An 18500-nucleotide genomic window follows, 5' to 3' on the forward strand; every position below is an offset into this window, starting at 1 on the left:
GCCTGGCCGTCATGCGGATCCGGCCAGGACCGTCGTCGGCGTGATGAAGAGCTCTGCGGTAGCGATGCGCCGGGCGGCTCGATACAAGGTGACGGACTCGGGGACACCATCCGGTGTCGAGGTCATGTCGAGCTCGAGGATGCCGGCCGGGGTGCCCAGTCGCAGGGATCCGGGCCACCCGATGCGGGCGTTGTCGGCGACTATGCTGCCGGGCACGGTCGCCGCGGCTGCCACGGCGACGGCTGAGGTGAGTCCGATCGCGGGATGCGGCGCGAGCATGGAGACCATCCGGACCGAAACGTCGTATTCCTCCGCGGTGGTATATACCCCCGTGCTGGTGCGGTAGTCGTGTGGCGGCCCGACGATGCCGACCTTCGGGATCGCGTACGAGACGGGATCACCGGCGCGGCTGAGCCCCATCCGCAGCGAGGACGCGGTGCGTAGCGCGATGAGCAGGGGTAGGCGCTCGGCGATCAGATTGTTGTCCTCGGTGCCGGTCAGTCCTAGGTCGGTGGCGTGGAACAGGGCGGCAGGGGCGCCGGCGATCACCAGTGTGGCTCGATAGTTGTTGTCACCGACCGTGATCCGATCCGACGCCGCACCGGTCGGTAGCAATGATCGGTGGTCGGCGGCCAGATCGGTGAAGGTCAGCGAGACCGGGACGCCGAGAGCGCTCGTGCCCGGGACGGCGGCAGTGCCCTCGGCGGGCACGATTCCATTCGGGGTGGCGATCTCCGCGGTGAGGATCGCTCCGGTGTTCTGGTTGCGCATGCGCACCGTCGTGGTCGCGGTGTCGACCGCGACGAGCCCTGCCTGCAGCGCGTACAGACCGATCGCTGTCGCGCAGTTCCCGCAGTTGCTGCCCCATTCCACTCGCCGGTCCCCGATCGCCACCTGTGCGAATAGGTAGTCGATGTCGATACCACGCGTGCTGGAGCGTCGGACGACCGCGGCCTTCGATGTAGTGGAACTGCCGCCGCCGACACCGTCGAGTTGGCGGGGATCGCCCGAGCCGAAGGCCGATGTCAGGATGGCGTCGAGCCCGCCGGCCCGTCCGATCAAGGGGTCGACGTCAACCGCGTTGAAGAGCCAGCATTTGCTAGTCCCTCCGCGCATCCAGGTTCCGCGGAGTGTGAACACCCGTCCGGCCCGCCTTTCGCTCGTGAAGAGGATCTGTGAACCACCGCGCGACTCCCAGCTGTTCGTGAGCCGGGTCACGGTGACACAGACAAGCGTGCAGCCTCGGACACTGGAGTACAATTTCGAAAACCTTGAGGAGGTTTAACTTCTACTAAACTCTGGAGCCGCACCATGCTCGACCCTCGTCGCCTGTTGTTGCTGATCGATGTGGTGCGCGCCGGCTCCATCACGTCAGCCGCGGCACAGCTGAACTACACGACCTCGGCGGTCTCCCAACAGATCGCCAAGCTCGAGACCGAGGCCGGCCAACCGCTGCTGGAACGGCACGCGCGCGGCATTCGACTGACCGAGGCGGGGGCCATGTTGACTCGTCGTGCCGAGCGCATCGAGACTCAACTGCTTGCCGCGCGCAGGGAGCTCGACGACATCGCCGGACTCCGCTCGGGCACCGTGCGGATCGGGACTTTTCCCACGGCCGGATCGAGTCTGCTGCCGTCGGTGGTCAAGCTGTTCAAGGCCCGCCATCCGGCCGTGGCCCTGACCGTGCGCAGCTCCCGATTCGCGCAATTGCGCGCAATGCTCGACACGCGCGAAGTCGAACTGTCGCTGCTCTGGGACTACGCGTGGGCTCGCGTCGACGATCAGGAGCTCGCGGTGCATGAACTCCTGATCGATCCACCGACGCTCGTCGTATCGGTCAACCATCGCTTCGCCGATCGGAAGACAATCGCGATGGACGAACTCGCCGATGAGCAATGGATCACCCGTGAGGACAACCATCCGGTCGGGTTAGCCTTGGAAAAGGCCTGCAACGCAGCAGGATTCACCCCCTCGGTAGCATTTGCGGCAAACGACTACCAGGAAGCCCAAGCCATGGTGGCGGTCGACCTCGGCGTATCGCTGGCGCCCCGACTTGCGCTGTCGAACCTGCGCGAGGACGTCCGCGTCATTCCGCTGACCGGCGGGGCCCCGTCCCGGCGAATTCTGCTTGCGCACATGGCAGAGCAGCGTCTCACTCCGGCCGCGAACACACTCCTGAGGACCTTCGAGGAAGTCGCCCAGGGGTTCGTGGAGGCGCCCCTCGCGAGCCGATGATACGAAGAGTCGAGGGACAAATTCTGTTTCGCCGCAGGTTGATGGACGTTAGCCCATCGCGCATTCGGCTCGAGTCCACCGCCGACAGCTAACGCTTGCTCTTACGGGCGCGGGACACCTCGCAGGCTTCGCGGAGCGTTTGGTCACCTTCCGAGCGCGGCTCGACGGGGCCCGGACGACCGGCAGCCTGGTCGCGACGCTCTCGTCAGGGCGGCATACACCTTCGGCGCCGCGAAGACGCGGCGCTCAGCGGCCAATCGGCCCGCTGGGGCGTTCACTGCGACCTGGGCGTCGCGACCGGGCCAGCACATTCAGTCTGACCACCGCCGCGTCGGCAATGTTCGGTACCGAAAAGGCGGTCTAAGACCGTCCGGGCCGGTCGAGAATCGAGAGTTCTCCCGCCCGTTGGCAAGAACTTGGCAAGATGGCCGAAACGCGAAAGGCCAGAACCGAATGGATACCGGTCCTGACCTGCGATTTTCGAGTGGAGCTAAGGGGACTCGAACCCCTGACCCCCACATTACGAGAACTCATGACTACCGCAGACAACTACGAACGACTCTACCGTCGGAAAAATATCATCTGACCAGCTCATACGACGACAATCGACTACTCAGGACTATCGAACACACATTCGGTAGATCGCTACGTTGGTGGGATTTGTTGGGACTTAGTTGGGAGCATCCTGCGGCTGGCACCGGCGTGTCTAATCCGTGACACGCCATGACTTTCCACTATTGGTTAACCATCAGCTACGCGGACCGGTTTTTCACCTGGTTGCCGGGGCAGCGGTCAATGCGGGTAGGTGCGGCGGTTTGGTTGTGACGGCTGACGGCGAGTTCGCCGGTGTAAGCACAGAGTACGGCTGCACCATCGGTTTGAAGGTGGCCCGCGCGACGCTGACTCACCGAGACCAGGCCGAACACCGGCATTTACGGCGGGATGGAGCACAGCTCGCGGGGTGACATTTCGGTTACGCACTCCTTCTATTGCTCGCCTGGACCAGTGACCGATGGCGGGCGGGTGTATGGGAGTCTGCGCAGGTCGGCGCAGGATTTTGTTAGCAGCGGGGTTGTTCAACTGCAAGCCATCCCGCGAGGGATGGTGCGGTAGCACCGGTGGATGGCCACGAACATCTCCCCGAATATCGACACGAGCCCGAGAACCTATGTAACGCTTGCTCATCAAGCAGGGATAGATGCGAAGTGCAGTCCGGCACAAGGGGTTAGGCGCAGGTAGCCGGGTGCCGATCTATGTCTAAGCGGCGGACGAGAGGGAGGGCCAATGGTCAGGCGCCGGAACAAGAGGTCGAAGCAGGTGGCATCCGCTAAGGCCGGCACTCCGGCTCCAACCGCAACGCCTGATCTCGTTCAATCTGCTCCTCAGATCGTCCCGAAACTGCCCAAAGACGCGATAAAGCGAATTAATATCGGCCAGTCCTTCGCTGAGTATGATGCGGCATTAGATGATCCATCGATCTACGTTCATACACCAGCACTTGCCGCCGCAGCAGACCCTGCGAGCGGAAAAGTCTTCTTTGTGGGTCGCCGAGGAACTGGAAAGACTGCTATTCGGAGGTACTGCGACCTCAACGGCGGCGAAACCAAGGTGATTGTACCGGAAATATTCAGCCCTTCATCAACTCTGCAGGATGTTGAGCTTCTTAGAAACGCAAAGCAGAAGCCATTTCGTTCACTGGTATCAGCTTTCCGAAGAGCGCTTCAAGTTGAGGTGATTTCGATCTGGCTGGACAGTTATTCCGCACGTCTGGTAATCCCCGTTGAGGTTCAGCAGGAGTTAGATACTTTTGCTGACCTTGACTTTGACTTGCGCTGCCTTCAGGCGATATCGCGTATTGGCGGAGCTTTAGCGGACGGTGACGATGAAAGATGGCTGCGTGAGAACAAGGTGGCCAAACAGGTAGCCGATGGAATCAAAAAAATGTGGTCTAATGTGCTGACCACACAAACCGTTTTGATTGATAGCATAGACGATTACTGGGAAGGAAGCGACGAAGGGCTCGTCTACCTGACGGCGTTCATGCACGCATGCCAGGAAGTGTCTACCCAGATTCCCAAGGCTCGTACGATTCTATTTTTGCGAGAGAACATATTCGAACGGGTCAGAGCATTGGATACCGAGTCATCTCGCATTGAGACTGCCGTGGTGGGAATGGAATGGACCGAGCGCCAACTGCTTGAGGTTGTCGAACGTCGACTCAATAGAAATCTTACGGCAAAATTCGATCTAAAGGGAGGCACTTGGCAGGCATTCTTTGAACGGCCGGAGGATGCCTGGCGAAGCGTACTCGATTACTGCCAGCGGCGACCACGAGATGTTCTCATTTACGCCAGTAATGCAGTAGAAGCAGCTCAGACTGCTGGACATGACCGAATTCTAATAGAGGATGTTCAGCAGGCGAGAAGGCGCTTCTCCGACAACCGTTTTAAGGACCTGGGTGATGAGTACTCGGAAAATTACCCGCGCATAGCGACCGTGCTTTCCCGCTTCTATGGTCTAGGAACGGCATATACATTCGGAGGAGTCGAGTCCTTTATTAGAATGCTTCATAACGATCCGGAAGTATTGAGACTCTGCGGTTCGTGGATTTATGAGAACTCATCTCCCGAGAAATTCATCAGACTACTTTATGACATCGGATTTGTCGGCATACGGAGCGAAGGCAAAGCACCGAAATTTCGCGCGCTCGGACCGATGGATACCAGTCCACCTCCTGTTGCGGATACGACCGATGTAATTATTCACCGATGCTACTGGGATGCTCTAGATCTTCAGGATCGACTAGTTCGCGATCTTTCTGGGAAGAAGGAGTTTGGGAAGATTGGAATTATCGAGGATCTTCCCGGCGGCCTCGACCCCACCGAATATGCTGATAGTATAGAAATGACTATCTCGACGTTGCAAGAGTTGCCATTGGGAACTAGTGGAGCAACGGACTTTGAAGAGGTGGTCGGCGACGTCCTGAAGCTTTGCTTCTTCCGAAGTCTTGTAAATGTTGAAGAGCGAGTCAGAAATCATAATGGGCGAGTAATTCGAGATTGGATTGCGTCGAATCGAGCTACTAGCGGCTTCTGGGAATCGGTACGCTCACGATACGGCGCCAACCAGGTTATCTGGGAATGCAAGAATTACGACGAATTACATGCCGATGACTTCCATCAGCTCGCTTACTACATGACCGAGGCAGCGGGAAGGTTTGTGGTTCTGGTATTTCGCGGCGAGATGAAGCCAAGCTATTACGAACACATGCAGCGGGTGATGGCAAATACTAAAGGACTAATTCTCCCCCTGAACTCTAAAGATCTAATGGTGTTTCTTCGTCAAGCACTCAACGGAAAAATCAAAGAAGATCATATCCAAGATCGTTACGATGGCGTAGTTCGGAAGCTTTCGTAGTTTGCTTATCTGCTTCCAGTCATTGTGGGTCGCAATATTGGCCACCATATGCCCGTGTACCGCACAGGCAATTTCCGATCCCGAGCACATGTTGCTAATGCCGGCAACGTGGCTATTGGAGGTACGCGAGGAATGACAGCTAGGCATATTCCTGGAGATTTTTGGCACGCCGCGACCAGAATGCGCTCAGATGGAGAGATCGTCTTAGGCGACTACGGGCAGCGACCTGTTTTATCTGTTCACCGACAGATAATTCAGGAAAAGGCCGTCAAGATAACACGTATAGGCGACCACGAATTGCAGGCGGCATACGGAGGCAGCCCCACCGATATCGTAGAAGACTACAAGCCACGCACTTTCCTCGGCGAGGCCGAGGATGGCACCAAACTTACCCTGATCGGTGCGCAGGGTGGCTACAATCTCACGGGACTTCATGGATTGGGGCAAGAGTTCAGATGCTACGCAGTAGTGGAAGGCGACCATGTGGACGAATACCAGAGATACTCGCATGCAAGATATCTATTCGATGGCCCCTGGAAGAATGTGGTCATCTCTGACAGAGAATCATTCCACGCTATCGGCGGAGGCGGCCTGGAGGTCTATCGACAAGAAGCATCAACTTGGATTGAAGTGCAAGCGTCCAACGGTGCGAGCCTCAGGGAGTACGAAACCCGTATCTTAATTCCGTTGATGTCATTCTTGGCAGTTGCAGGGCAGTGCAAGATTTCAGTATCAAGGATGAATGTCCGGAGTAACTCAGATTCGCCATGGCTTGAAGTTCATCCATCACGCTCGCCGGAATTCCCGGCGCGCGCCTCTCGTCCTGGCCCCATTCCGATAAAGCATCTCACCCTGGAGCGCGCAGCTAGTTGGATCGATGCCAGCGAGAAGGCGGAGGGTCTGATTGAAGCTCTTGCCGGGCTTGACGAATCGTTGCCCATTGAGACTCAAGTAATTACACTTGCGGCAGTAGCAGAGGGCATGCATCGGAGATTCCATTGCGATAAGGTGGCATTTCCAGAACTGAACAAAGCGCAAAGAAGGGCAGTGCGGAAAGCCGCAAAAGATGCTGCTACCGCACAACTTGCGGAATTTGGAATTAATGACCATGATCGTATCGACCCTGCCTTGGACGGCCCATTGGCCCAGATAAACGATATGAAATTCCGAGAACGTATGCGAGAGTTAGCGGAAGTTGCACGATGCTTTGACCCGGAAATCGTTTCAGATTTCCACGACTGGACAAAATCGGTAGCCGAAATCAGGAACAAGTTCGTGCACCAATTGATGGACGATGACGACGAATGCGAACAACCATGGAATCCGGAAGAGTCGCGGGTCGAGAAGCAAAAGTTCTACAATCTGGCGACTGCGGTCGGATACTCACTTTCGTGGGTTCTCAAACTCAATCTGCTTGCACACGGAGGATTCGAGCGCGGACTAGTCAGTTCCGAGATTTTGCAGTATGAGCCCTACGAGTATTCACGAGCCTATGTTGCCAGTTTAATTTCAGATAGCGCTGCTCGGAGTAAAGGCGGTATTCAGGATTAGCGACCAAGCTTCAAAGATCTAGAGCTTAGGTGGCAAGCCCCGGAGGGGCGCGGCAGCACTTTCTAGTACGGGGGCACCGCTGTTGTGCTGGCTCGGTCCCCATCATCCTGGTGGGTGTGCCGGGGTGCCCGCCTGGGAGCGGAGCGGGAGGGCGGGCGCACCGGGCGGCGCGCGTAGCGCGCCGCTCTTGATTCTGTAGAGGGAAATTCGGCAAGTTCTCTTACTTGGGTTTCCGGCTTCTTTTTCTTCTTTTTCTTTCTCTTCCGGGGGCTCCCAACTCTTCTCACTCTTCTACATGAACCCATCAAGCTTGCGGCACAAAAGATTTCGCGGGACTGATCGGATTCCCCGCACATCCAGCGACGCACCCCGGCAGGCACCTACGGCGCAAGGCTCCAGGAGTGGGGCGCCGAATCCGGCAGGACGGGGAACTCACGCGTGCCGGGATCAGGTGACGAAGGCCCCCTCGCCTCGAGGTCTGTTCTGGAACGGCACCTCCGTGCGTAGGGAAGAGTCCCTTCGCAGCTTGCGCTGGGAGCCTGGATCAGGTCGGTTGCAGCATGATCGCGCGCCCGGTCCAACTGGCCCAGAACCGTCGCGCCGGAACCTCCGAATGCTCGGCACCCCATCGGGACGGGTCGGCGAATCCCGCGATGGTGTCACCGTCGCGGTCTGCCTCGCCGGTAAACACGATCAGGTGTCCGCCCTGGCGTCCGTCTTCAGGCAGTTGCCACGTGCACGAGATGATGCTGGGTATGCCGTCAGCGGCCATACCCTGAAGCGTGGAACGGTCGACCGCTTCGGCAGTACCGGCGAGGCCGTGCCGTGTGGCCAGCGCGACCAGTCCGGCGTGTGTCCAGCCCACCCCGGTGGCATACGCGTTGGTGGCCAACCCCTCTCGGAGTAGTTCACGCTGTAGCGGCACCGGCAGGCCATGGAACCGGAGCAGCATTCGCAGGCACGCAATGCCGCAACACCGATCGCCCCATGTCTGTGGGCCACCATCGGGCCATGGGAAACCGGGGTCATCGGTTTCGTCGTCGGTGAAGTGTTGCGGGAACCGGTGGACATCCAGCGGAAGGCGGTGCAATCTCACTCCGTTCGATCCGGGGTAGCCAGCCCAATGTAGGGCAACATCGCCCCAAGCTGGAGCGAAGGGCCGCGGTTACTGCTCAACAAACGGATCGGACGACCCACGGAGGACGAACCCCGTTCTCGATCGCATCCGCGAGCAGCATCAGGATCAGCTCCCGATATCCGATTCCGACCGCGTGGGCCGCAACCGGCAGATTGCTGTGCCGCTGCACACCGGGAGTCGTGTTCACCTCTAGCGCGTATGCGATACCAGCCGTATCGACCATGTAGTCGATACGGATTGCGCCACGGCACTCCAGGAATCCGTATACCGCCAGCGCACCGAAGGACATCGCGTCGAGGGTGGGCAACGCCAGATCATCGGGAACCTGATAGGTAACCGCTGGGCCATCGCCGCCGCCGAGCTTGGTTTCCTCGTCGTAGTAATCGCGTTCGGTGATCACTTCCAACGGCGGCAACGCTTTCGGCCCGGTCGGAGTGCCGAGCACCGCAACCGTCATCGCACGACCGACGACGAACTCCTCGAGGAAGAATCGGCGAAATCCGCGCTCACGGAATCGATGCGCCGCATTGGCGACTTCGGCCAGAGTCTCGACTCGTTGCAACCCGACGCTAGAGCCGCCGTCGACCGCTTTCAGCATCGCGGGCATCGGGAACACCGGGACCGCCGATTGCGTGATCAGCCCGGAGTCGCGCAGTGTCGGGATGCCGACGTATTTGAACACCGCCTTCGAGGCCAGCTTGTCCGCACCGATACTGCCCGGGAGAACACCCGACGACGTGTAGGGCACGTGCAGGTAGTCCAACAGACCTTGCAGACGGCCATCCTCACCCCAGGGGCCGTGGACGTTCACGTATGCGACGTCGAACGTACGGACCCGCTCAACGAAATCGGCGGCGGTCGGGTCGAGGTGCTCGGCATCGATACCGGACTCGGTGAGGGTTTCCATGATCGCAGTCAGCGACCATTTCTCGTGCGGTGTATTGAGAATGTAGACGCGATCCTCTTCTGAGACCGGCCCGTACAGGACTGCGACGCGCACGCCCTTCAGACTCGCGGGGACGTTGATCATGTCCGGCTCCTTCGGGATGACTGGGGGATCTCTGGAACACATGTCCGAGGCGCGCCGGTTAGAAGCAACCATCGGTCGATCGTGCATGAGGCAATCGAATACGCTGTGTAGGTAGATGATTCGGCCGAGTGGGTGCCCGCACTCCTGGGAACACACTGTTCGGACGCGATCACCGTTCCCCGCCGGATCGCGGCACAATCCCTGCTGGAGTCACCAGATCGCACGCCAATGCGACTGCCTTCGTGTGTCCGCCGAAGTGGGCTAGGTCGGGGGTTAAGATGGCGGAAGCTCCTGCCTTGCAAACGGTTTCGACTATCAGTGTCGTCGGCATATAGGTGTCGGTACCGATGGTGAGCAGTCCGGCTAGCTCATAGCCTTGGCGCTGCGCCAGATGTCTGATCACCTGCTCGTACCGTTGCCGATCCGGTCCGGTGATTTCGAGCAGCAGTAGACCGATTGCCTTGGGTTGCATGGGTCTTCCTTTGCTCGCGCTCTCCGCTCCCACCCCCGTCAGGATGCAACCGCATCGCCGCGCCAAATCTGCTGAGCAGTCTCGTTGTCGAAACCCTCGTCGTCACTGAGGCCCATCAGTGGTGTCCTTCCGGTGAATTCGTGTGCTCGCGGTGGCGGTGGGTTGTTGTCAGGACGGTGTCCACGACGCTGACCGGTTCGACGGTGATCGCGTCCTGTGCGGTCGTGTCGTCGTAATCGGCGCACCAACCGTCTTGGTCCACCTCGGTTATCCCGTTGACGGAGTGGCGGAGTGTGACGCCGTCGACCGGGGCGATAGCGAGTTTCGCTGGGGTCTCTTCGTGGAACTGCGCGAGCAATTTCCATACAGACACGTCGATTTCGCGCCGCTGGCGCTGGATCTCGGACACTCGGCTACGCTCCCGTGGTCGGGACCGGAAGGCTGGTCCGGCGCAGCAAGACGTTCCAGTAGTCCGAGCGCACCGCGTCCCAGAGATCGGTATATCTGGGGAACGCGTCACGCGCTTCCCACAAGTTCGGCGGTCCGTCGAGAATCACCAGGCCCGGCTTTGCGGCGGGCAGTGCTGTTCCGCTGGGCCACCGGTAGGCCGGTGAGGCGTCCGCCCGATTCTGGATGTGGAGCAGCTGGCATTCGCGCCGCACAAGACGCCATGTGGCGACCTTCCGACCGTCCGGTGATTCGGTGGTACGCAGGCGATCTCGGTTCACTACGCCACCTCGTCGTTGGTACGCCCGGTGTCGGAGGACTCGACACCCCGACACCGGGACGATTCGGTCGACGCTGGATCAGTTCCCCACTCCCGGACCGCTTCCGCGAAGAGTTCAACCTTTTCGGCCGGTGCTCCTGTGTAGCTGCGGGGTGGCCCTACGAACGGGTCGCGTTGTTGAAGCTCGTTGTTCGGCATCTGCCGACCTCCGGTGCGTCGACTGCGGCTTAGGTGCGCCCGGCCCCTGAAACAAACTCTCAAGTACTGGGAGAGGGTCGTCTCTCCGGGCGCATATCTAGCTGACCATGGGAGATGTCCGGAAAAATACGAGTTGACGTCCACAGCGCGTCCACAAAACGGCCGGACGCGTTCACGAAACAGCTAGATTCGACGGTATGGACGGTCTCGCCGCTGTCGTCGGCGCACAGCTTCGAGCGGCTCGCGAAGCCGCCGGGGTTTCCCTGGCCGCGCTCGCCGCTCAAATCCCGTACAGCAAGTCCGCGCTCTTCTACTACGAGACCGGACAGCGCACGCAGACACCCGATGTCATAGCGTGGTACGAAAGGCGTTTTGGTGCCATCCAAGACCCTGTAGCAACCTTGCTCAACCTTGGAAAGGCTGATGTGGAACGGCGCTCTTTCCTACGTGTCGGATACTCCACAGCCATCAGCGCATCCGTGTTGCTCCCTGGATGGCTCGACCGGGGGGCATCTGTCGCGTCGGACAAGGCGACCGGTCTTCGGCACATTGGCCAAGCCGATGTAGCCGCGGTACGAGACGTAATGGTGCTGTTCTCCCAGATCGACCAGCGACTTGGCGGCGGACATGGACGGACAGCTGTTGTCCAGTACTTGACCAATGAAGTGACCAGCTACCTGAAAGGGTCCTTTGCCAGCGACGCTGTTCGTCGTGAAATGTTCGCAGCAGCAAGCGAATTGGCATATCTGGCGGGGTGGATGGCGTTCGACAACGACGAGCACGCCGCCGCGCAGCGCTACTTCGCCGCATCGACCAAGCTTTCCGCCGAAGCGAACGATGCCCCACTGACGGGTCACGTACTGCGCGCCATGGCACACCAAGCCATCGACCTGGGTGAACCTCAGCAAGGACTACAGCTCGCCGAAGCATCAGTCAGCGGTACCCGATACCAAGCCGCCTGCCCACGTGAACGCGCGCTCTTAAAGGTTGTGCACGCCAAAGCATTGAGCGCAGCGGGTCAGAAAGCCGAGTCGGCGAAAGCCCTGCTCGAGGCCGAACGTGATCTTGCCGCCGCTTCCGACTCCGATCATGAGCCCGCTCGGGTGTTCTTCTTCTCCGAAGCGAGCCTCGCCCACGAAACCGCGTGCGCGCTACGCGATTCGGGTGACATGGCCGGTGCCGCCGAACAATTCCAGCTCAGCGTCCGCAAACGCAAAGCCACGACGTTTACCCGGACCCATGCGGTAACCCTCGGCTACCTCGGTACCGTGCAGGCCCGCAGCGGCGAACTCGAACAGGCATGCACGACATGGACATCCGCGCTCGACGCAATGGACGGCGTCCAGTCAGGGCGCACCAGGAATGTTGCCCGCGATATACGCGCAACCGTGGCACCGTACCGGCATATTGCGGGTGCGAGCGAGATCGATGAGCGGGCAAAGGAATATCTAGCCGCCAGTGGAATGTAGGACAGGGGTCATATGACAGACGAAGTGTTCGAAGTCGTACCGATCGCGCATGTGATCGGCGGTCGAAGCGAACCGACAGACGATCACTGGGGAGGCACCGAGACAATCATCCGCATAGATGACCCCCGGTTCACCGAAGAGTCCGTTCAGGGTTTGGACGCGTTCAGCCACCTCGAAATCATCTTCCGGTTCCACTTGACCGATCCAACGGACCTGCACTTCGGTGCACGCAGTGCCCGCGACAACCCCGCATGGCCCAAGGTCGGCATCTTCGGGCATCGGAATATGCGGCGCGTCAACTGGCTTGGGGTTTCCCGTGCTCGACTGCTTCGCGTAGACGGCTTAGACCTACACGTAGCCGAGCTGGACGCGGTGGACGGTACTCCCGTGCTGGACATCAAGCCGTGGTTTGCCGAGTTCGGGCCGCGTGGCGAGATCCACCAGGCTCCATGGTCAACCGAGATGCTGAAAGACTACTTCTAAGTGGCGGCCATTGCCCTGAAGCCGAAGCGGCCCCCAACTTCGATGTTGGGGGCCACTTTTCGGTCAACCGCTGGTATGGCTACGGGGGAACCTGCCGCAAGTGTGATGGAAATCACCCCACCTATTCTCCGTCGCTCTAGCGTGCCTTTTGAGTGCGTTCAGTCTTGTTGGGTCGGTTTCGTGCCGTTTGGTGCCGTTCGGTGCCGAATCGTCCGGTTCGGTTCCATTCAGTCGGGTTGGTTCGTTCCGATTCACTCTATGGGGCGAATTCGCGCCAAATTCCGGATAGAACAAGGGTTGTAACCGATTCGCGGGTACACGTCGGGTGCGCGATTGTGCAGGAAGGCTGGACAAGCCTCGTACTGTTGTTCTGTAGAACGATCGCGAGCGGAAGGTGGATGCTTTGTCATTGGCTGTAAACCATTGGTGTGCAAGCAGTTTCGTAACCATCGAGGCGGGTTCTCAAGTGGGAGTATGCTCGATGGTGCCGTCTTGTTTGTGAGCGATACGTGTTAGTGGCGGCCCCCGCGCGATACAGCGCTTGCATTGTCACCGAATCCTTTTCGCGCGTGTAGCGCCCGTGGCGTCGACCCGGCGGTGTCACCCTTCTTCTGAATCCTTGTTCCGGTAGCGGATTTTCCGATGCGGATGCCTTGCTGTTTGCGTGTAATGCGTGCGGCCGGTTGCGGCGTCTTCTACTGGCAGACAAGGAGATTCAGTGCTGAGCAGGTCTATCACGCAGCTGTGCCGATACATGGCATGGAGTGTGATCCACGCGACATGCGTTGGGGTTTCCCAAGATTTGTGTGAACCCAAGTTGCGGGCGTTGCTTGACGCGTGCAGCCGGGACGGGTCCAATGGAAGTGCCAGGGGATGGCTTACGGATCGGTGTTGGGAGAAAGGAGGTTCTTCCCGTGTCGCCGGGTTCCGGCCTGCCCTGGTACGAATCGGTCGATGGGCACCCGATCATGGGTGAGTCCCGATTCACGCGCGGAAGTGTCCGTGCCGCTGAGTGTTGCGCGGTACGTGATGGTGTGGTTTGCCCGCGCGATTTCTGTTGTCCTGCCATGTGCTTGGAGGCTGTGGCCTCGCGTGGACATATGTCCTGGGCAATCGATGGCACACCGCGAGTGTGGGTAGGCCGCACATCTGCGGTTCATCGGGTGACCATGGTTGCTGGAGAAAAGGAGGTGAGAATTATGCGAAACGAATTACATATCGGTAATTCCGGATAAGTTTCGCGAGCTGTCCCCCCGCGCCAACGAGGGGACAGCCGTGAACGAAAAAGAAACTCCAATGCGATTGATGGTCGGTGTTGGAGTCCCCTCTTATCACTTGTCGCAGAAACAGAGGTTCTGCTGTGTCCACAGTAGTGCATGGGGGCGTGCGTGGAAAGTCGGACGGTGCTGTCAGGTCTGGGGAGCTGGCGGGCTGGTGCCCAGGTACTGGGGTGTGTTGCGGGGCGCGTGGTCCGCCGGTTGCGCTGGTCATGAGCCCTTGACGGCGCGGTTGTCGTGCCGTGTCGTGACCGTCTGTGAGGTTGCTGACGGTCTTCTCCGAGACAGATCAGAACAGAACCCAGAAAGGCTAAGCCCTTGACTACTGAATCACTGAAAGATCAAAAGGACCCACGCAAGGAATACCGGTTCCCGGTGCCGTTCGAAAATCATTTCCACGCTGGTCTCTACCAGTTGGGAGAGGTCCGTGCGGATACCGAATATACCGGTGATCCGAACCGGGTGGGACCGCACAAGCGCGACCCGGTGACCGGATTGTTGCAATGGAAGATCACCGTGAGTGATCCCGCCGTACGCAACGCCCGCCGCGCCAGCTACGAAATCACCTTGCTGGCGAATGAGGAACCGGTCCCCACGACAGCGGAGATCGGAAACAACCTCCGGCCGATCACGCTGACCGATGTCACGCTGCAACCCCGCACCGCTGGTCAGAACGAATTCAAGTATCTCGACTACACCGTGCGCGCGACCGGATATGCCCCGGCTCCCGGTCCCCGCTCGAGCGGTTCGGCTGCGAAAAGCGCCTGATCTCAGGCGTTGACACACAAAAGCGGGGTGGGTCCGGCCGTCTGCGTGACCGGACCCACCCCACCCAACCCTGTTGGGCGTCGTAATCGCCTGTAGGGCAAGCAGATTCGCAACATCTCGAAAGGTTTTGTCATGGTCCGTTCAGCGGAATATCAGAAACCCCCGACCGGAACACCAACGGTGTTAGACGATCTCGGCCAAGCGTTGATGTTCACCCTCGAAGCCGCGGTGCTGGGGTTGGTACATGTGCTGTGGTGGGCGTTGCTGTTCCCGATGATCTCGCTCCCCGTCGCGGCCGTGGTGGCGCTGTGGTGGTGGCTGGGCTGGCCGTACGCGGTCGGGGTGGCGGCGTTGTCGGTAGCAGGCTGGGCGTTGTGGTGGGCGTGGTGGCCGAACTCGTGGCGGCGGTGGGTGTGGGGGCGGATGCGGTCGCGGTACCTGACGTGGAAGCGCTACCGGCGCGGGTGGAAGACCCTCACCGCGCTGCACAAGCTGACGACGATCCTCGATACCGGGGTGCTGACACCACGGCTGGCGACGGTCACTATCGGTGATACCGCCGATGAGTTGCTGATCAAGCTGTTGAAGGGGCAGACCGCAGAGCAGTGGGCCAAGCAGGCCGATGCGTTGCGGCACTCGTTCGGCGCGCTGCGGGTCCGCGTGCGGCTCGCGGAACCTGGGTGGGTGCGGGTGCAGGTCATCCACACCGATCGACTCTTGGAACCGGTCGCGTTTCCTCGGGTGGAACCGAAAACCGTTGATCTGGAAGCACTCACGATCGGGTTGACCGAGATGGGCACACCGTGGCGAGTGCGGCTGCTGGGCAATCAGATCTTGGTGGCCGGTGAGACCGGCTCGGGTAAGGGCTCGGTGGTGTGGTCGTTGATCGCCGCGTTGGGTCCAGCTATCCGGGAGGGCTGGGTGGTGTTGTGGATGATCGACCCGAAGGGCGGTATGGAATACGGTGCTGCCCGAAAATGGTTGGCGCGCTTCGCATCCGATAACGGTCCCGGCGCCGTCGCGATACTGCGGGACGCGGTGGAGCTGGTGCAGAAACGCGGAAACACCTACATGGACAAGTGGGAACGCAAGATCACCCCAACCGTGGATGAGCCGCTGGTGGTGGTGCTCATCGATGAGGCCGCGAGCCTGACCGCCTACTACAACGACCGCAAGATCAAAGACGAAATCTCGCGGTTGTTGGGCGTGGTCCTGACCCAGTCCCGCGCGGTCGCGGCTCCGGTCGTGGCGTGCCTTCAGGACCCGAGCAAGGACATCGTTGAGATGAGGCAGCTTTTTCCGTGCCGGTTGGGGCTGCGCATGGCCGAACCAACTCAACCGAACATGCTGTTCGGGCCGTCCGGTCGCGACCGGGGCGCACTGTGCGACGAAATCCCGGAAACGACACCCGGTGTCGCTTACGTCCAAGAAGAAGGCTCCACCGACATCACCCGGGTACGCGCCTACCACGTCACCGACGACGATATCCGCTGGATCATGGCCACATACCCGCTGCTACCCCGCGATACCGAAGGCAAGCCGATCGTGGACATGACCAAACCGGCCGAAACGGACGAAGATCACGGCGGAGCAGCATGAACAAAAGCGATCTGCCTCGATGGTCATCGCCAGCCTCGCGGTAGGCGAACGCCCTGATCAAATACCCCCGATTACCAGGGGAAACACGCACTTGGACAGCGATAGGTAGCCTGGCATAAGCCGCGCGGGGCGACAGTATGAAACATCCTCTGCGAGCGGCATTCTCATTCACCGCGGGTAGCGCATCTGAACTTTCTTGATTCCAGCGCGGGTAGCGCATCCTCGAAAATCTTTCCGGCGCGGGTAGCGCCTGGTGATTGTCGTACCGGCGGCGTCACCCCAATAACTGAAATCTGTTCCGGCAGTGGCTCTTTCGTACTCTGCGGCATCGCGCTGATGTATGCGTTCGATCGGTGCGTCCAGCGCGATGCCTCTCCTACCACGGGACAGGTGAATCTCATGACAGACACGGTCGATAACGACCAGACACACGCCAGCGAGGACGACGAGCAACCACCGCCTCGGCGGGGGCCGTCGTTCGATGAAGTGGCGGTAGAGACCGCGAAACGGTTCGGGGTGTGTATCCGGCCGATGGTCCTCGAACGCACCGACACCATAGCCGGGGCGGTCTCGCATGTTCCGGTGCCGTGCGGCAACACGATGGAAGCGGTGTGCCCGGCCTGTGCGAAGAAAGCGAAGGCGTTGCGGCTGGCCCAGTGCCGGGAAGGCTGGCACCTGGACCACGAGCCCGAAATCCCGCGTGCACGCCCGAGTTTCGATCAGACCGGGCTGATGGCGTACCGGGCGGATCTGATCGCCGAGTGCGAACGGGTCCGCGCCGGGGAAGCCGGGCACCTGGGCGAGATTCCGGTACTGCTCGATGACATCGCGTGGGTGGATAAACAACTGGCCGCGTTGGGGATGCGAGGCAAGACGCCAGCACCCGAATCGGCCGACGCCAGCGACGACGGCACCGCCCCAGACCCAGATTCTGATTCTGATTCTGGGAATGGGAAGCAGGATTCCGGGCATGCTCGGTCGACTCGTCGCCGCCCGGATGTACCGGAGCTGCCGCGCAACCCGATCCAGAACCGCACCATCGGGCGCGAATACGCGGGCAAGTTCAAGCCCTCGATGATGATCACACTCACCCTGCCCAGCTACGGGCACGTGTACCGCGACGACGGCACCCCCATCGACCCCGACACCTACGACTACGACCGGGCGGCGTGGGACGCGATCTGGTTCGCGCGGTTGTTCTCCCGCTGGATACAGAACCTGCGCCGCGTGGCCGGCTGGAACGTGCAGTACTTCGCCAGCGTCGAACCCCAACGACGCGGCGCCCCACATGTCCACATCGCAATCCGCGGCGACATCCCCCACCGGATCATCCGCCAAGTCACCCAAGCCACCTACCACCAAGTGTGGTGGCCACACCCCGCCGAAATGGTCTACGGCAGGGCGCGGGTGCCGCTGTGGGACCGCGACAAGAAAACGTTCGTCGACCCGGACATGCGGACACCGTTGCAAAGCTGGGACGCCGCGATGGAAACCACCTGGGATCACGATGCCCCGGCGCACCTGGTGCGGTTCGGTACACAGGTCCATTCGAAAGGCATCCTCGGCGGCACAGAGGAAGCAAACCGCCACATCGGCTACCTGTGTAAGTACCTCACCAAATCGGTCAGTGAGGTTCTGGAGGCGAAAACTCCTCGGCAACACACCCATTACGACCGGCTACACCAAGCGCTGTGCCGCACTCCATGTTCGGAACGGTGCGCGGTGTGGCTGCTGTACGGGATCGTCCCCAAAGGCGCGAAGTCCAGGATGCAACCCGGCCGCTGCAAGACACGAGCACACCGACGCGAAACCCTGGGCCTGCCCGGTAACCGGGTACTGACCTCGGAACTATGGACCGGGAAAACCCTCGGCGACCACCAAGCCGACCGCATGGAATTCGTCCGCGCCACCCTCGCGGCGGCAGGGATCGACAAACCCGCCCCCGACCCGCACCGCTACACCTGGTCGAAACTCGCACCGGGAACCCGAATCCCGTCACGGGCGCATCTGCTCATGGCCGCCATCGCTCAACGCATCGCCTGGCGCAACGAATACGACCGGGCCATGCTCGCCGCCGAACCTCCACCCGGCCCGGAGAGATCGACCGCCATCCAACACAGCTAATCTGGAGCAATC

Annotated in this window: 14 protein-coding genes; 8 read left to right on the forward strand and 6 right to left on the reverse strand. The window is 60.3% G+C overall.

Going from position 1 to position 18500, the window contains the following annotated elements:
- Nucleotides 1–9 precede the first annotated feature (9 nt).
- A complete protein-coding gene (locus OIE68_RS23085) occupies nucleotides 10–1116 on the reverse strand; it encodes a PrpF domain-containing protein (protein ID WP_327101420.1) in 1107 nt (368 codons plus the stop codon).
- A gap of 195 nt (nucleotides 1117–1311) precedes the next feature.
- Between OIE68_RS23085 and OIE68_RS23090 the strand changes: the two genes are divergently transcribed.
- The 3 genes from OIE68_RS23090 (at nucleotide 1312) to OIE68_RS23100 (ending at nucleotide 7203) form a co-directional block, all read left to right on the forward strand.
- Nucleotides 1312–2235 carry a LysR family transcriptional regulator gene (locus OIE68_RS23090; RefSeq protein WP_327101421.1) on the forward strand — a complete coding sequence of 308 codons (924 nt, stop codon included), beginning with the start codon at nucleotides 1312–1314 and terminating at the stop codon, nucleotides 2233–2235.
- A 1317-nt stretch (nucleotides 2236–3552) separates the two neighbouring features.
- On the forward strand, nucleotides 3553–5652 hold the full coding sequence (locus OIE68_RS23095; RefSeq protein ID WP_327101422.1) for a P-loop ATPase, Sll1717 family: 2100 nt from the start codon (nucleotides 3553–3555) through the stop codon (nucleotides 5650–5652).
- 54 nt (nucleotides 5653–5706) lie between these two features.
- Nucleotides 5707–7203 (forward strand): HEPN domain-containing protein, encoded by a 1497-nt coding sequence (locus OIE68_RS23100; protein WP_327101423.1) that lies wholly within the window; start codon nucleotides 5707–5709, stop codon nucleotides 7201–7203.
- 544 nt (nucleotides 7204–7747) lie between these two features.
- Here the strand turns inward: OIE68_RS23100 and OIE68_RS23105 are convergent.
- The 5 genes from OIE68_RS23105 to OIE68_RS23125 all read right to left on the reverse strand — a co-directional run bounded on the left by OIE68_RS23105 (nucleotide 7748) and on the right by OIE68_RS23125 (nucleotide 10571).
- A complete protein-coding gene (locus OIE68_RS23105) occupies nucleotides 7748–8299 on the reverse strand; it encodes a cysteine peptidase family C39 domain-containing protein (protein ID WP_327101424.1) in 552 nt (183 codons plus the stop codon).
- A 76-nt stretch (nucleotides 8300–8375) separates the two neighbouring features.
- Nucleotides 8376–9371: a hypothetical protein gene (locus tag OIE68_RS23110; protein ID WP_327101425.1), complete on the reverse strand. Its 996-nt coding sequence runs from the start codon at nucleotides 9369–9371 to the stop codon at nucleotides 8376–8378.
- Between the two features lie 169 nt (nucleotides 9372–9540).
- Complete coding sequence (locus tag OIE68_RS23115) at nucleotides 9541–9843, reverse strand: hypothetical protein (protein ID WP_327101426.1); 303 nt, start codon at nucleotides 9841–9843, stop codon at nucleotides 9541–9543.
- Between the two features lie 115 nt (nucleotides 9844–9958).
- Nucleotides 9959–10252, reverse strand: a complete 294-nt coding sequence (locus OIE68_RS23120; RefSeq protein WP_327101427.1) for a hypothetical protein — start codon at nucleotides 10250–10252, stop codon at nucleotides 9959–9961.
- Nucleotides 10253–10256: 4 nt separating this feature from the next.
- The gene (locus OIE68_RS23125) at nucleotides 10257–10571 is read right to left on the reverse strand and encodes a hypothetical protein (protein ID WP_327101428.1); all 315 of its coding nucleotides are present in this window, start codon (nucleotides 10569–10571) and stop codon (nucleotides 10257–10259) included.
- Between the two features lie 394 nt (nucleotides 10572–10965).
- On the opposite strand from OIE68_RS23125, the gene OIE68_RS23130 reads away from it, so the two are divergent.
- The 5 genes from OIE68_RS23130 (at nucleotide 10966) to OIE68_RS23150 (ending at nucleotide 18488) form a co-directional block, all read left to right on the forward strand.
- Entirely contained in the window at nucleotides 10966–12237 is a 1272-nt protein-coding gene (locus tag OIE68_RS23130; protein WP_327101429.1) for a helix-turn-helix transcriptional regulator, read from the forward strand.
- Between the two features lie 12 nt (nucleotides 12238–12249).
- On the forward strand, nucleotides 12250–12720 hold the full coding sequence (locus OIE68_RS23135) for an SAM-dependent methyltransferase (RefSeq protein ID WP_327101430.1): 471 nt from the start codon (nucleotides 12250–12252) through the stop codon (nucleotides 12718–12720).
- A gap of 1595 nt (nucleotides 12721–14315) precedes the next feature.
- On the forward strand, nucleotides 14316–14765 hold the full coding sequence (locus OIE68_RS23140) for a hypothetical protein (RefSeq protein WP_327101431.1): 450 nt from the start codon (nucleotides 14316–14318) through the stop codon (nucleotides 14763–14765).
- Nucleotides 14766–14897: 132 nt separating this feature from the next.
- Nucleotides 14898–16364, forward strand: coding sequence for an FtsK/SpoIIIE domain-containing protein (locus OIE68_RS23145; RefSeq protein WP_327101432.1), 1467 nt, complete (start codon nucleotides 14898–14900; stop codon nucleotides 16362–16364).
- Between the two features lie 399 nt (nucleotides 16365–16763).
- A complete protein-coding gene (locus OIE68_RS23150; RefSeq protein WP_327101433.1) occupies nucleotides 16764–18488 on the forward strand; it encodes a replication initiator in 1725 nt (574 codons plus the stop codon).
- The last annotated feature ends 12 nt before the right edge of the window (nucleotides 18489–18500 follow it).

Origin of the sequence: Nocardia vinacea (assembly GCF_035920345.1) — a bacterium.
Classification (GTDB): Bacteria; Actinomycetota; Actinomycetes; order Mycobacteriales; family Mycobacteriaceae; genus Nocardia; species Nocardia vinacea_A.